This window comes from Salinicola sp. CR57, assembly GCF_003206585.1.
Taxonomy (GTDB): Bacteria; Pseudomonadota; Gammaproteobacteria; order Pseudomonadales; family Halomonadaceae; genus Salinicola; species Salinicola lusitanus.
In genome coordinates this window covers 16,464-30,160 of the sequence record NZ_PZJL01000011.1, presented here as the reverse complement: position 1 = coordinate 30,160, position 13,697 = coordinate 16,464, and the positions used below count along the sequence as shown (strand labels likewise).

Annotated in this window: 13 protein-coding genes and 1 riboswitch; of the genes, 7 read left to right on the top strand and 6 right to left on the bottom strand. The window is 64.9% G+C overall.

Going from position 1 to position 13,697, the window contains the following annotated elements; all coding sequences use genetic code 11:
* Positions 1 to 215 precede the first annotated feature (215 nt).
* Entirely contained in the window at positions 216 to 1,283 is a 1,068-nt protein-coding gene (locus tag DOM56_RS15515; protein WP_110709980.1) for a PA0069 family radical SAM protein, read from the bottom strand.
* Between DOM56_RS15515 and DOM56_RS19970 the strand changes: the two genes are divergently transcribed.
* Positions 1,282 to 1,497, top strand: a complete 216-nt coding sequence (locus tag DOM56_RS19970) for a hypothetical protein (protein WP_232822329.1) — start codon at positions 1,282 to 1,284, stop codon at positions 1,495 to 1,497. The genes DOM56_RS15515 and DOM56_RS19970 overlap by 2 nt on opposite strands.
* On the opposite strand, the gene DOM56_RS15510 is transcribed toward DOM56_RS19970, so the two are convergent.
* The 5 genes from DOM56_RS15510 to DOM56_RS19960 all read right to left on the bottom strand — a co-directional run bounded on the left by DOM56_RS15510 (position 1,464) and on the right by DOM56_RS19960 (position 6,963).
* Complete coding sequence (locus DOM56_RS15510; RefSeq protein ID WP_198655812.1) at positions 1,464 to 3,302, bottom strand: TonB-dependent receptor; 1,839 nt, start codon at positions 3,300 to 3,302, stop codon at positions 1,464 to 1,466. The two genes, DOM56_RS19970 and DOM56_RS15510, sit on opposite strands and share 34 nt — an antisense overlap.
* Positions 3,303 to 3,473: 171 nt before the next feature.
* Positions 3,474 to 3,755: riboswitch (cobalamin riboswitch) on the bottom strand.
* Between the two features lie 87 nt (positions 3,756 to 3,842).
* Complete coding sequence (locus DOM56_RS19965) at positions 3,843 to 4,697, bottom strand: flagellar motor protein MotB (protein ID WP_110709978.1); 855 nt, start codon at positions 4,695 to 4,697, stop codon at positions 3,843 to 3,845.
* Entirely contained in the window at positions 4,694 to 5,512 is an 819-nt protein-coding gene (locus tag DOM56_RS15500; RefSeq protein WP_110601073.1) for a MotA/TolQ/ExbB proton channel family protein, read from the bottom strand. Before DOM56_RS15500 ends, DOM56_RS19965 begins: the two co-directional genes overlap by 4 nt.
* A gap of 84 nt (positions 5,513 to 5,596) precedes the next feature.
* A complete protein-coding gene (locus DOM56_RS15495; protein WP_110601074.1) occupies positions 5,597 to 6,397 on the bottom strand; it encodes a glycerophosphodiester phosphodiesterase family protein in 801 nt (266 codons plus the stop codon).
* 239 nt (positions 6,398 to 6,636) lie between these two features.
* A complete protein-coding gene (locus tag DOM56_RS19960; protein WP_232822328.1) occupies positions 6,637 to 6,963 on the bottom strand; it encodes a hypothetical protein in 327 nt (108 codons plus the stop codon).
* Here DOM56_RS19960 and DOM56_RS15490 point away from each other — a divergent pair.
* From DOM56_RS15490 to DOM56_RS15465, 6 genes are all read left to right on the top strand, one after another.
* Positions 6,953 to 8,992: a TonB-dependent receptor gene (locus DOM56_RS15490; RefSeq protein ID WP_232822327.1), complete on the top strand. Its 2,040-nt coding sequence runs from the start codon at positions 6,953 to 6,955 to the stop codon at positions 8,990 to 8,992. The two genes, DOM56_RS19960 and DOM56_RS15490, sit on opposite strands and share 11 nt — an antisense overlap.
* A 78-nt stretch (positions 8,993 to 9,070) precedes the next feature.
* Complete coding sequence (locus DOM56_RS15485; RefSeq protein ID WP_198655811.1) at positions 9,071 to 9,958, top strand: iron-siderophore ABC transporter substrate-binding protein; 888 nt, start codon at positions 9,071 to 9,073, stop codon at positions 9,956 to 9,958.
* Positions 9,955 to 10,980 (top strand): iron ABC transporter permease, encoded by a 1,026-nt coding sequence (locus DOM56_RS15480; protein ID WP_110709976.1) that lies wholly within the window; start codon positions 9,955 to 9,957, stop codon positions 10,978 to 10,980. Before DOM56_RS15485 ends, DOM56_RS15480 begins: the two co-directional genes overlap by 4 nt.
* Positions 10,973 to 12,001 (top strand): iron ABC transporter permease, encoded by a 1,029-nt coding sequence (locus tag DOM56_RS15475; RefSeq protein ID WP_110709975.1) that lies wholly within the window; start codon positions 10,973 to 10,975, stop codon positions 11,999 to 12,001. Before DOM56_RS15480 ends, DOM56_RS15475 begins: the two co-directional genes overlap by 8 nt.
* A 3-nt stretch (positions 12,002 to 12,004) precedes the next feature.
* Positions 12,005 to 12,793 (top strand): ABC transporter ATP-binding protein, encoded by a 789-nt coding sequence (locus tag DOM56_RS15470; protein ID WP_110709974.1) that lies wholly within the window; start codon positions 12,005 to 12,007, stop codon positions 12,791 to 12,793.
* On the top strand, positions 12,790 to 13,560 hold the full coding sequence (locus DOM56_RS15465; RefSeq protein ID WP_110709973.1) for an IucA/IucC family C-terminal-domain containing protein: 771 nt from the start codon (positions 12,790 to 12,792) through the stop codon (positions 13,558 to 13,560). The genes DOM56_RS15470 and DOM56_RS15465 overlap by 4 nt, the downstream gene beginning before the upstream one ends.
* Positions 13,561 to 13,697 lie beyond the last annotated feature (137 nt).

Here is a 13,697-nt window from a genome sequence, read left to right as displayed (position 1 = left end):
GAGTTGACCGATGGCCTGGGCAATGGATGAAACCCGCCTCTCTGGACTGATGGCCCAAGCGGTTCGGTCTGGCGCGGTTGAATCGTGTCGCGGAGCGCGCGAGCGGCGTGCCGCCATGGTCGCGGGACAGACTTAACGGAAGCTTAAGCGATAAACGCGACAATGACATTCCTACCATGGAACGTCGTCGGCAGGTGCTGGCCGGTTCCCGAGAATCAGCCGAACAGGTCCTGCTGGGCGTGAGGCGCGCGGAAGCGGGTGGTATCGAGACCCATGTCCGCCCGTCGACCCATCCCTAACCGCTTGGCCGCGCGGCGGAAGCGCTGACCGATCATGTCCACGAACAGGCCCTCGCCACGCATGCGATGGCCGAAGCGACTGTCGTTGGCGTGGCCACCGCGGGACTGGCGGATCAGGCTCATCACCTTGCCCGCACGCTCCGGGTAGTGCTCCTCTAGCCAGGCCTCGAACAGCGGCGACACCTCGCGCGGCAGGCGCAGCAGCGTCCAGTTGGTGGTTCGGGCGCCGGCGTCGGCGGCCCGGGCCAGAAGGGTCTCGATCTCGTTATCGTTGATGGCAGGAATGACCGGCGCCACCAGCACGCCGACCGGTATTCCCGCCTGGTGCAGCTCCCGGATGACCTTGATGCGCGCCGCCGGAGAGGCGGTACGCGGCTCCAGGGTGCGTTTCAACTCATTGTCGAGCGAGGTCAGACTGACGAAGACCCTGACCAGACGCTGGCGCGCCATCTCGGCCAGCAGTTCACGGTCGCGCAGAACGAGCGCGCTTTTGGTCACCAGCGTGACCGGGTGGCGACACGCCAGCAGCAGCTCGAGCAGCGAGCGCGTCGTCCCATGCTGGGCCTCGATCGGCTGGTAGCAGTCGGTGTTGCCGGAGAGATTGATGGGGCGGCAGACGTAACCGGGCTTGCACAGCTCCTCGCGCAGCCGGTCCACCATGCCGGACTTGGCGATCAGCCGGGTCTCGAAATCGATGCCGGGAGAGAGATCCCAATAGGCGTGGCTGGGCCGGGCGTAGCAGTAGATACAGCCGTGCTCGCAGCCGCGATAGGGGTTGAGCGAGCGATCGAACCCCAGATCCGGCGATTGATTCCAGGAGAGCGCCGTGCGAGGCGCCTCGAACTGGACCTGGGTAGCGATTCGCGGCGGCAGCTCCTCCTGCCACCAGCCGTCGTCTTCACGGGTGCTGTGGGTCGGCTGAAAACGGTTGTCGGGGTTGTAGGTCGCGCCGCGGCCTTTCATGGGCCTGGAGGGAGACGTCATGCCAGCGACTCCTGTGGTGACTGTTTATATATACAGTATCACCGGGCGCGAAGAGGGAGAAGCTGTTTCAAGAGGGAAGAGGGAAGAGGGAAGAGGGAAGAGGGAAGAGGGAAGAGGGAAGAGGGAAGAGGGAAGAGGCAGCGGCGCCGGGGAGTCGGCGCCGCTGGATGTGAAAGGCAGTCAGAAGCTGAGCTTCACGCCACCTTCGAGATAGCGGTCCTGGGTGTTGTAGCCATCCACCAGCTGATAATCCTTGTCGAAGGCGTTTTCCAGCTTGGCTGACAGTTCGACGGTCGGCGTGACCTGCCAGGCGGTGCGCAGGTCGACCACGCCGTAGCCAGCGTTGATGGTATCGCTGTAGTCGCTGTCGGGACGCTCCTGGGATCCGCGAAGCGTCATCCCGACACTGACGGCCTGATAGCTGTAGTCGGCATCGATACGACCGTAAAGTTCGGCTCGTCTTGCTAGCTGATCGCCGGTTTCACGATTTTCAGGATCTTGCCGGGTTAGCGCCGCGCTTAACGTCAGGCCGCCAGAGGTCCAGCCGCCCGAGAGTTCTACACCGCGAACTCGGGCTTCGTCGACATTGTAGTAGCGGTAGAGACCGTCCGAGCCGAGCTCGGTGTTAAGTAGGTCATCGATACGGTTTTCGAATACGCTGACCCGGGCGCGCCAGCCATCGCGATCGTAGGCCCAGAAGAGCTCAGTGCTTTTGGACTTCTCGGCATCGAGGTCGGTATTGCCATAGGCGCTGTAGAGCTGGTAGAGCGTGGGCGCCTTGTAGGCCGTGCCATAGCTCGCCCCTAGCTGCTGGTAAGCGGTGAGCTGATAGGCGTAGGCCACGTTGCCGGTCGTTTCGTCACCGAAGAGGGAGTCGTCATCGTATCGCAGCGAGCCGCTCAACTGGTGGCGGCCGTATTGACGCTGAATCAAACCGTAAACGCCATAATTGTCGCGGCTATCGCGATCGATCGTGTCAAATGTGCTGTCGTAGTCGATAGCATCGTGGCGATAGTCGATACCCAGGCTCTCGACGCCGTTATCGTGGATGAAGGTGTGCTGCAGGCCCAGTTCGTCACGCTTCGTCTTGGCCAGGGTCTGACGAATTCCGGCATTGCGATCATCGCGTCGTTCATCGAAATGACCGGCTGTCAGCTGCATGTTCCAGGTCGGCTCCAAGGCGATATTCAAGTCGCCGCTGAAGTTCTGTTGATAGCCCTCGCTGGTGTAGTCACTCGCGCCGAAGCTGTCGTACTCACTGTCGAAGTCCTGACGCAGAGCTTGGACACTGCCATCGACGGTATCGCTGAACCGATGCGACAGGCCGACCTGGGCGCCTCTGGCTTGGTAGCCATCTCTTTCGCCGCTGGTATCGGCTTCGGTGGCATTGAACCCATCGCCATCGCGGTGAAAGAGCGTTGCATTCAAGCGCGTATCCGTATTGCCTGTCGACAGGTGGGCGCTCTGCTTGCCGAGACTGTTCTCGCCCGCTCGCAGGTTCAGCTCACCATGGGTGCCTTCGCCACCTTGACGAGTGAAAATCTGGATGACACCACCGATGGCATCGGCCCCGTAGGCGGCTGCTCGTGGGCCGCGCACGATCTCGATACGCTCAATGGTCGCCGGATCGAGAAATTCGAGGCTGGTCGCTCCATTGGAAGAGGCTGCCGAGTTGATTCTGACGCCATCGACCAGTACGAGCGTGTGATTCGAATTCGTGCCGCGCATGAATAGGCTGGAAACAGTTCCTGCCGGCCCACTCTGGGTGAGTTCGATGCCGGCGCGACCCTGCAGCAGTTCGATCACGCTGTCGGCCTGGCTGCGCTCGATCTCGGCGCGGTCGATGATGGTGGTGCTGGCCAGCACGTCGGCCTGCGATTGCGGCAGGCGATTGGCGGTGACCTGGACGTCGTCGAGCTGCTGCTGTCGGGCCGAGACCTGCTGGGCATGGGCCGGCAGCGTGGCCATGGCCACCGCGAGCGCTACGCCCGAGGTAACGGCGCTTTTCTTGTAACGCATGTGATGTGATCCCCAACTGCGTGGCGCCATCGACTACCGCCGCTGGTGGGGCGAGGCCGATGGGGCTGAATCCTGACGAGAACGCAATGGGAGGACGGACGTGACGAGACCCGCCCCAGGCGTCGGAGCCCTCGGGCAGGTGGGGTCGTCACTGGATGAGCCCTCCGCATCAACCAGTGAGGAGAAACGCGCCGGTCTCCGGACTCTCGCGGGGTGACCCTCGGGTCATCCGATACACACGCCTTCCCATGACCCCGGACGTTCCCTTGACACGAACGCTTTCGAATCGATATCCGGTGGATCACAGTGGCTGGATGGCTCGATGGCGCATCCCGGTGGTATCCAGGGAAATGCAACATTCCCAACGCGATTACCGTTGCGGGGGCAGTGCGGGGTTCTCACCCGCTTCCCGTGCATACGTCTCTCGACGGGGCGGATTGTCGCAGCTTCCTTCCCACAAGTGAATTCAGGATCGGCAGGGATGGCCGATGGCATTCCTGCGCGGGGCGGCGCTCGCGGCGCCGCGATCCGGGGCAGTCGTCACGGCGTCGGCGAGTTCGATTCCTGAAGCACCAGCTCCACGCGGCGATTGCTGGCGCGACCGGTGGGGGTGTGGTTGCTGGCCAGAGGGTGGGTCGAGGCGTAGCCGATCGCTCGTAGCCGATCGCCGTCGATGCCGGCCAACCGCAGCACGCGCACCACCGCCGAGGCCCGCGCCGCCGAGAGCTCCCAGTTGGAGGGGAAGCGCGGGGTCGAGATCGGGACGCTGTCGGTATGGCCTTCGACCGAGATGGTGCCGTTGAAAGCCTGCAGTGTCGGAATCAGCCGTTCGACCAGTTGTCGGCCGCTGTCGCTGAGCCCCACGGCGCTGCTGTCGAAGAGCAGGTGATCCTGGATCCGCAGGTTGAATCCGTGGGGAATCGCGGTGACCTCGACGCCGTCGATCTGCGGCAGTGCGGCTGCGGGCGTGGCGTCGGGCAGGTCGAACAGCGGCACGCTGAACACCATCGGTGCCTCGGCCACCCTTTCTTCTGGGACCGCGACCGGGCCGGGCGAATAGAAGCCGACATCACTTGCCAGCGGCGCCGGGGCGAGCTGTCGCGGTGGGCGATAGAAGTCGCCGACGGTCGCGGCGGGGAGAGGCGCCGGGGGGCGAACCGCCGGCACGTGCAGCGGCAGGGCCGTGACCGCGGACGTCTCGAGGTCGCGATCGACGAGCTGGCCGCCGTAGAGCGCCAGCATCAGCACGAAGAAGGTGATCAGCAGCATGAGCATGTCGAGATAGCTCATCAGCCAGGAGTCGCTCTCGCTGCTGCGGCCGGCGTCGTCGAAGGGGCCGTCGTCGAACAGCGGGTCGGAGAAGGGGCCGCCGGGGGAGATTGCGGCCAGGCTCATGCGGATTCGGCCGCGGCGTCGGCGGGCTGCGGGCGTCGCGCGTCGCGCATCTCGTCGCGATGTTCGGCACGGTAGGTGTTCAGCGCCTCCTCGATGAACGCCGGCAGACGACGCTTGCTGACCATCATGATCCCTTCGAGAAGCAGCGTCATGGCCATCAGCCGGGCCTCGGTGCGGCGTTCGAGCTTGACCGCGATCGGCTTGAACAACAGGTTGGCCAGCAGAATGCCGTAGAAGGTCGACATCAGTGCCACCGCCAGGCGTGGGCCGATCACCGCCAGGTCGCCGGCCTGGATCACCTCGAGCATGTTGATCAGTCCGACCAGCGTGCCCAGCATCCCGAATGCCGGCGCATAGACCGCCATGGTTCGCAGGATCTGCGCCTCGGTGCGCTCCTTGGCCTTCACCCGCACCATGCGCCAGCGCAGCATTTCACGGATCTCCTCCTCCCGGGTGTTGGCGATCACCATCTGTATGCCGGTCCGCAGGAAGGGGTTGGTGGTGCTCTCCAGTGCGCCTTCGATGGCGCGGATATTGCCACGGCTCCAGTGGCGCGACATTTCGATCAACTGCTCGAGGTCGCTCTCCAGCTCGCTGGCCTGGGGCTCGCGTCGAAACACGACGGCGATCTGGCGGCACAGCCGCTGCATCTCCCGAAGCGGGTAGCTGATGAAGCTGGCCGCCAGCGTGCCGGTGAGCACGATCGCGAGCCCCGGCAAGTTGAAGAAACTGCTCGGGGCCTGAGCGGTGAATAGCACGACGGTCGCCAGCAGCAGTGCGCTGGCGATGATGCCGATGAGCGTGGATGGGTTCATGAACGGCTCGCGACCTGGAAAACGGGCATGGTGCCCATCTTATGCCCAGGAAGGCGCCGTCAAAGGTTCTAAATGACGGGTGTATCAGGCGCTTTTTGTCTCCGACGCGCGGGCGGCGGCCTCTCCCGCGTGGACGACGAAACGCGTGGGATCATCGCTGATCACGCCATCGACGCCCCAGTCCCAGAGCTTTTCGAAGGTGACCGGGTCGTTGGCGGTATAGCAGAACAGCTTGATCTCCTCGTCGGCGATCTCCTGGGCCCGCTTGATCTTCAGCTTGCGCCAGTCCAGGTGCAGGCTGTAGGCCGAGAGCCGCTCGGTTTCCAGCCACCAGCGCTTGGGGGCCTTGTCGTCGAGCACGCCGAGGCGCAGCCGGTCGGGATCGGACTCCAGTGCCCGTGCCGCCGTGAGGGCGTGACGATCGAACGAGGAAACGATCAGTTTCTCCGCCGGCAGCGCTTCCAGCGTCGGCGGCAGGGCGGCCTGCACGAGCTCGATGGCGTTGCGGCCGCGACAGACCTTGAGTTCCAGATTGAGGCCCAGGCCGAGTCGCGTGATCAATGCCAGCATCGCTTCCAGGGTCGCCATGGCCTCGCCCCGATACTGCGCGCCGAACCAGCTGCCGGCATCCAGCTTGGCGGCGCTCTCGGCATCCAGCTTCACCAGCTTGCCACGGCCATCGGAACAGCGCTTGATCCCCGCGTCGTGCCAGATCACGGGGGTGCCGTCGCCAAGCAACTGGACGTCCAGCTCGACCCACTCGCAACCGGCGTCGTACGCCGCCTGCACGGCCGCCAGGGTATTTTCGGGGGCGCGTGCGGACAGGCCGCGATGCGCGATGTAACGGGGGGCGTCGCTGGCTGGCGCGGTCACACTCTGAGTCATTGCGTCGAGGTCTCCGGCGACTACCGTCTGCGGCACTCGCCAACAATCCATGTTCCAGTGATAGAGAGCTCCCCTGTCGCGGCGCTGGCGCACCGAGGCGCTGCGGATCACACCGGGGAAATGCAGGCGCGGCCATGGGGCGCCGTGCCAAGGGTTGACCTTCGGCTACGCGGGGGCCGTCGTCAAGCTGAACCGTCGGATGAGGACCGCAAACGTTCAAGCGTAGCGGTGCCGGGGCGTCAGGCGGAAAAAATAGCGCAGCAAGATGACGATTGCGTGATCCCGCCATCGATTTTCATATGAGAATGTTTATCGTTAGTTGTTGCGTTTGCATATTGTTTGCAATAATGCGCCGCCAGTCTCTCCGGCCAGTCGGCGCGAGGCGAGGCGAGGTTGAAAAATAACGACGAGAAAATCGGCGAGAGGCGGATCATGCGGATGAACGGCGAGAGGGTATTACTGGGAACGTTGCTGATATCGGCGGGGTGGGGCGCGGCGGCGCAAGTCTTGGCGGCCGATGCCGCTTCCACCACGGCGGACGTCTCGAACGAAACGATGGTCATCACGGCGACGCGCTCCGGTGCCGAGCGACAGGACTCGCCGCAGGTGATTCGCGTGATCACGCGCGAGGAGCTCGAACAGCAGCAGCGGATCACCTCTGACTCGTCGGAGGTGCTCAGCAACCTGCTGCCGGACTATTCGCCCCCGCGCCAGAAGATGAGTGGCAGTGGCGAGACGCTGCGCGGGCGTGCGCCACTGGTCATGATCGACGGTATTCCGCAATCCAACCCGTTGCGCCCCACCGGGCGCGAGCTGCACACCATCGACTTCTCGATGATCGACCATATCGAGGTCATCAAGGGGGCGAACGCCACCAATGGCCTGGGCGCTGCCGGTGGCGTCATCAACCTGATCACCAAGCGACCCGAGCCGGGCGCGTTCAATCAGCACTTCGAAGCCGAGGTGACCACGCCGACGTCGGAGCTGAACGGGGACACCATCAGCTATCGCACCAACTATGGTTTCAGTGGTAACAAGGACGCCCTCGACTATCTCTTCTCGCTGAGCTACGAGGACCAGGGGCGCTACGTGGATGGGGACGGCGATCCCATCGGCGTCGACAATACCCAGGGCGATCTGATGGACTCCGACGCCTACGACGTGTTCGGCAAGGTCGCCTACTGGTTCGACGATGACCGCCGGTTGCAGTTGAGCGTCAATCACTATCGCCTCGAGGGGCAGAACCACTACGTCAGCGTCGCGGGCGATCGTGAAGCAGGGGTGCCCACCACTTCGGCGCGTGGTGACCCCGAGGGCCACAGCCAGTACAACAGGGTCTGGACCACGGGCGTCACCTGGGACGACTACGATCTGGCGGGAATGCACTTGAACGTGCTGGGCTTCTACCAGGATTACGAGTCGCTGTTCGGTGCCACCGATTCGGGGTCGTTCCAGGATCCTGCCATCGCGCCGGTGGGAACGCTCTACGACCAGACGATGGCGGAGACGCAGAAATACGGGCTCAAGACGTCGCTGACCAAGGATGGCCTCTGGGACGATCGCATCAAGCTCACGCTCGGTCTGGATCTCATGCGTGACGATACCGAGCAGTATCTGTGGGGCACGGGTCGCACCTATGTACCCAAGGTGAAATACACCGATCTGTCGCCATTCGTGCAGGTGGATTTCAGTCCCATCGATTCGCTGACGCTCTCGGCCGGTGCGCGCTACGAGTATGCCAAGCTCGATATCGACGGCTACCGGACCGTTGCCGCGAACAACGGTGTCGAGGTCGAGGGCGGTTCGCCCGACTTCGAGGAGACGCTCTACAACGCCGGTGTGGTATGGCGCCCGATTCAGCACTGGAGCCTGTTCGCCAACTATTCCGAAGGCTTCGTGATCCCCGACGTGGGGCGCGTGCTGCGTGGCATCCGCACGCCCGGGCAGTCGGTCGACAACTTCTCGAACCTGCGGCCCATCGTGACCGACAACGTGGAGACCGGCGTGCGCTACGACGACGGGCGACTAAACGCCGAGTTGAGCTACTACGTCTCCTCTTCCGACTTCGGTTCGCGAATCGCGACGCAGGGCGACGCCTTCGTCATGCAGCGTGAAGAGACACGGATCGATGGCATCGAGGCTTCGGTGGGCTACCAGTTCAACGAAGCGCATTCCGGCAAGCTGGCGTACTCCCACATGCGGGGCCGCTATGACAGCGACAACAATGGCACGCTGGATGCCAAGCTGGATGGCCTGAACGTCTCTCCCGATCGTCTCGTCGCCAGCTGGTCGGCCCAGTGGTCGCCACTGTGGACGACTTTCGTGCAGCTCAACCACGCCTTCGACAAGGACTTCGACGACAGCGACAACGGCTGGGATCGTGATTTCGATGGCTACACCCTGGTCGACGCCGCCGTCGGTTACCAACTGCCGGTGGGCGAACTGAACGTCGGCATCGCCAACCTGTTCGACAAGCAGTACATCACCTACTACTCCCAGAGCGCGCTCGACAGCCCCAATGCCGACTACATGAACGATCGCTATTTCGCGGGGCGCGGACGGACGCTGTCCGTGGGCTACAGTGTCGACTTTTAATCAATGGCGCGGCAAGCGACCTGGTCCTGGGGATCGGTGGCAGGCAAGGGCCCGATGACGCGGCGCGAGTTATTGGTCATGGCACTGGCCCTGGGGGTGGCGCCCGGTGTGGCATTCGCCGCAGGCGGCAAGCGCGACGCGTCCGCGCCACGCATAGTGACGCTATTTCAGGGCGCTACGGATACGGCGGTCGCGCTGGGGGTGTTACCGGTCGGGGTCGTCGAGTCTTGGCTCGACAAGCCGATCTATCCTTACCTGCGCTCGGCGCTGTCGGGGGCCACCCTGGTTGGCCTTGAGACCCAGCCGAGTCTCGAGGACATCGCGCTGCTCGGGCCCGACCTGATCGTGGCGTCGCGCTTTCGTCACCAGCGCATCGAACCGCTGCTCTCCCAATTGGCGCCGGTGGTGATGTTCGATGAAATCTACCGCTATCGGGAGACGCTGACGGTGATGGGGGAGGCACTGTCCAGGCAGGCGAACGCGGCGGCGTTGTCGACCCGACTCACGCGGCGGCTGTCGCGGTTGCGTCGGCGCCTGCGCGAGCATTTCGGGGCGCGCTGGCCGGTGACGGTATCCCTGCTCGACATCCGGGCCAATGAGGTGCGCAGCTATCTCGCCGAGAGCTTCGGCGGATCGGTTCTGGCCGCATTGGGTTTTCGCTGGAACGATGTGCAGCGTGATCTTTCCGGCGTCTCGCTCAAGCTGAGCGGCGTCGAGGGCCTGCCGGCGCTGGACGCCGACGTGTTCTTCGTCATGCGTCACGGTCGCGGTGCCGCCGTGGCGGACCACTACCGACGATTGAGGGCCCACCTGCTATGGCAGCGGATGGCCGCGCCGAGTCAGGGCGAAGTCTGGGAAATCGATGCCATCGACTGGAGCCTTTCCGGAGGCATCCTGGGCGTTTTCGCCATGCTCGACGACATCGACGCCTGGTTGACGGACGCTGAGCGGCGGGGGCGTGCATGAGTGGCGATATCGGTCTGGAATCGACGCCCGCACGGTCCTGGGTCGCGCCGGGTCTACTCGTACTGTCGCTCGTGCTGGTGATGTCGGTCAGCCTGATGGCCGGGCCGCAGTGGCTTGGCTTCGGCAAGCTCTGGCACGCGCTCTGGTCGCCGTCGCCGACCAATGTCGATGATCTGCTGATTCGTACCACACGGCTGCCGCGGACGCTGCTGGCCGCGGTGGTCGGGGCCAGCCTCGGGGTGGCGGGTGGCATCATGCAGACGTTGACACGCAACCCCCTGGCCGCACCCGGCCTGCTGGGGGTCAACGCCGGCGCGCTGTTCGCCGTCGTCGCCCTTGCCACGATGGGAGGTGGCTTGCCGGCAGCGGTGGCCAACCTGGGAGCGTTTGCCGGCGCGGCGCTGGCGGTCGCGCTGGTATGGAGCCTTGCCATGCGTCGAGGTCCAACCGCCGGGCCGCTGCGGCTGCTGCTGGCCGGCGCGGCATTGACAGCGCTGTTCCATGCTTTCAGTCAGGCGCTTCTGGTGGTCGATCAGCAGGGCCTGGATTCGGTGCTCTTCTGGCTTGCCGGCTCGGTCGCCGGCCGGCCGCTCACGGACACCTGGCCGATGCTGATACTGGCGCTGGTGGCACTACTGGCTTGCGTGCCCTGGCTACGCCAATGGGACGTGCTGGCGGCCGGGGAGGCCGTCGCCGTGGGCGCCGGGGTATCCGTGAGGCGTCTGCAGTTGGCATCGATCACGCTGATCGTGTTGCTGGCGGGGGCCTCGGTCAGCATGGCGGGCAATATTGCCTTCGTCGGTCTGATCGTGCCTCACATCGCGCGGCGTCTGGCGACGCCGGATCATCGCCATTGGCTCCCGCTGGCCGCATTGATCGGCGCCGTCCTGCTGCTGTGTGCCGATATCGCCGCGCGGACGTTGATCCCGCCCGGTGAGGTACCGCTGGGTGTGATGACCGCGTTGGTCGGTGCCCCGTTTTTCATGCTGCTGGTAAGACGACAGGGCGTTCGCCATGGCTGAGATCCAGGCGCTGAGGTTGGGCCGATTCTCGCGAGCTATCGTATGGCGTCCATGGTGGCGCGTGGTGATGGCCTGGGGAGTGGTGGGTGTGGCGCTGGCGGGCTGCCTGTCGCTGGGCAAGATGGCGTTGACGCCGCGTGAATTGCTAGCCGCGCTGTCGGCGCCGCTCAGCGACACGGGACTGATCGTCTGGCAACTGCGTTTGCCGCGGACCCTGCTGGCGGCGCTGGTGGGCGGGGCGCTGGCGCTTTCCGGCTGGCTGCTGCAGCAGGTCATGCGCAACCCCCTGGCATCGCCCGATACCCTGGGCGTGACCAGCGGTGCCAGCGCCGCCGCCGTGGCTTATTTCTCGCTGTTGGCCGCCGACCTGGGCCATGCCTGGCTTCCGTTGGCGGCGGCCGGGGGCGCCTTGATGGCGGTCGGCATCGTGTACTGGCTGGCCTGGCAGCAGGGTGTGACGCCGTTACGGCTGGTGCTGATGGGAATCGGGCTCTCCGCACTGCTGACCGCCGCCACCACGTTTCTGCTGGTCTCCAGTCCGTTTTCGACCACGCTGTCGGCCTACGTGTGGCTGACCGGGAGCGTATACGGCGGCAACTGGTCCGAGGTCGCGCGCCTCTCGATCGGTCTCGCCCTGGCGCTCGTCGCGATGGCACCACTGGTACGGTACGCGTTGCTGGCGGCCGTCGACGACGCCCTGGCGGTCGGCATCGGGGTACGCGTGCAGCGGATGCGGGGTGCGCTCACGCTGCTGGCGGCGGTGCTTGCCGGCCTGGCCGTGGCCTGGGGCGGGGCGATCGCGTTCGTGGGTCTCATTGCCCCGCACCTTGCCAGACGTCTGGTGCCCGTGCCGGGCGCGGCGCAGATCGTGATGGCGATCGCCGCTGGCGCGATCGTGGTCATGCTGGCGGACCTGGTAGGGCGGACGCTATTTCTGCCGCTGGATCTACCGGCGGGGATTTTCGTGGCGGCCATTGGCGCGCCATTCTTTCTGATGTTGCTGATCCGACAGGTGCGTTGATCCATGGCGATGCTCTCCGCGAACGATCTCACGCTGGGCTACCAGCGTCAGGCCATTCTGCGTCATCTCTCGCTGGAACTGCCTGAGAGCAAGATATCGGTGCTGGTGGGCAGCAATGGCTGCGGCAAGAGCACGTTGCTGAAAGCTCTGGCCCGACTGTTGACGCCTTGGCAGGGCGGTGTCGCGCTGGATGGCAAGAATATTCATCGCCAGCCCACCCGGATCGTGGCACGGACGCTATCGCTGCTGCCGCAGCACCCGGTGGCCCCGGAAGGGATCACGGTCCGCCAACTGGTGAGTCTGGGACGCCATCCGCACCAGAGCTGGCGCGCCCAATGGTCCGAAGAGGATGAGCGGCAGGTGGAGCGAGCGCTGTCACGCACCGACCTGCTTGGGGCTGCCCACCGCAGCGTGGAGACGCTCTCCGGGGGGCAGCGCCAGCGTGCCTGGATCGCCATGGCGGTGGCCCAGGATACGCCCCTGATGCTGCTCGACGAGCCGACCTCCTTTCTCGACCTCGCCCATCAGATGGAGGTACTGGAGTTGCTCGCCAGCCTCAACCGCGAGTCGGGCAAGACGATTGTCTTGGTGCTGCACGATCTCAACCTGGCTTGCCGCTACGCCGATCATATCGTCGCCCTGCGCGACGGCGCGATCCTGGCTCAGGGGACGCCTCGGGAGGTCATCACGCGGGAGCGGGTCAAGGCGATCTTCCAGCTCGATTGCCAAGTGATCGACGATCCCTATTTCCATACGCCGCTGTGCATTCCGTTCGCCAGGCAGAAGGCATGAGCGACGCGCCCCGTACCCACGGTTTCGACCCCGCGCACTGGCGCTATCTGTCGGACACGCTGCGCTTGAAGCCGGCCGAACGGGCGGACACGCGCTCGATGAACGTCGCCGATTTCCTCGATGCCAGGCGCTGTCGCGAACTGCTCGACCACCTGGGCCCGACGATCGGCTCCCCCGAACGGCGCACGACGGCATCGTTGCTGTCGAAACGCTTGGGCTTCCTGCTTACCGGTGCGCCGCTGTACGCCCTGTCGATCTGCGATCGTGGGCTCGATCTCTCCGCCGCTAATTGCGTCATCGAGTATGCGCACGACCAGGGCGTGTGGACGTCGTCGTTGCCGCTGTGGACGCTGGAGAGCGAGGCGCTGACGGCCTCGCGACGCCACAGTGCCCGCCGGGAGATCCTGCACACGCTGTTTGCGCAGACGATCGCCCCGCTATGGCGCACGCTTCGCGAAGCGGGGGGCGTGCCGGAGCGTATCCTGTGGGAGAACCTGGCGGTCAGGATCTATTCGCTCTACGAACGCCGCCTGAGCGACATCGGGAATGCCAGGGCGAGAGAGCGCCGCGAGGCGGATTACGATTTCCTGCTCACCGCCGAGCCGTCGCTTTTCGGACTCGATTTCAATCCCCTGGCGCGATTCTTCCACGCCCATACCGCTATGAGCGATGGCGACGAGGTTCGCTTCCGCCGGACCTGCTGTCTCTATTTCAAGGCCACCTGTCCACGGGAATACTGTCGGGCCTGCCCGCTGATCAAGCCGTGAAAGCCTGGATGAACGCCGATGCGGATCTCGGCTGGCGTCGCGGCGGGCCCGCTGGGGGAGAGTATGCTAGGCTGCGCGGCTTACTACACCGGCCCGGAGCCGCCGGCGGCGCGCCACAAGGCAACCAGTCAGGAGAA

Bases quoted from the DNA above. Each gene is read 5' to 3' on its own strand.
- DOM56_RS19970 (WP_232822329.1), top strand. From the start codon at position 1,282: ATGCCAGCGACTCCTGTGGTGACTGTTTATATATACAGTATCACCGGG.
- DOM56_RS15515 (WP_110709980.1), bottom strand. From the start codon at position 1,283: ATGACGTCTCCCTCCAGGCCCATGAAAGGCCGCGGCGCGACCTACAAC.
- DOM56_RS15510 (WP_198655812.1), bottom strand. From the start codon at position 3,302: ATGCGTTACAAGAAAAGCGCCGTTACCTCGGGCGTAGCGCTCGCGGTG.
- DOM56_RS19965 (WP_110709978.1), bottom strand. From the start codon at position 4,697: ATGAGCCTGGCCGCAATCTCCCCCGGCGGCCCCTTCTCCGACCCGCTG.
- DOM56_RS15500 (WP_110601073.1), bottom strand. From the start codon at position 5,512: ATGAACCCATCCACGCTCATCGGCATCATCGCCAGCGCACTGCTGCTG.
- DOM56_RS15495 (WP_110601074.1), bottom strand. From the start codon at position 6,397: ATGACTCAGAGTGTGACCGCGCCAGCCAGCGACGCCCCCCGTTACATC.
- DOM56_RS15490 (WP_232822327.1), top strand. From the start codon at position 6,953: ATGGTCATCACGGCGACGCGCTCCGGTGCCGAGCGACAGGACTCGCCG.
- DOM56_RS15485 (WP_198655811.1), top strand. From the start codon at position 9,071: ATGGCACTGGCCCTGGGGGTGGCGCCCGGTGTGGCATTCGCCGCAGGC.
- DOM56_RS15480 (WP_110709976.1), top strand. From the start codon at position 9,955: ATGAGTGGCGATATCGGTCTGGAATCGACGCCCGCACGGTCCTGGGTC.
- DOM56_RS15475 (WP_110709975.1), top strand. From the start codon at position 10,973: ATGGCTGAGATCCAGGCGCTGAGGTTGGGCCGATTCTCGCGAGCTATC.
- DOM56_RS15470 (WP_110709974.1), top strand. From the start codon at position 12,005: ATGGCGATGCTCTCCGCGAACGATCTCACGCTGGGCTACCAGCGTCAG.
- DOM56_RS15465 (WP_110709973.1), top strand. From the start codon at position 12,790: ATGAGCGACGCGCCCCGTACCCACGGTTTCGACCCCGCGCACTGGCGC.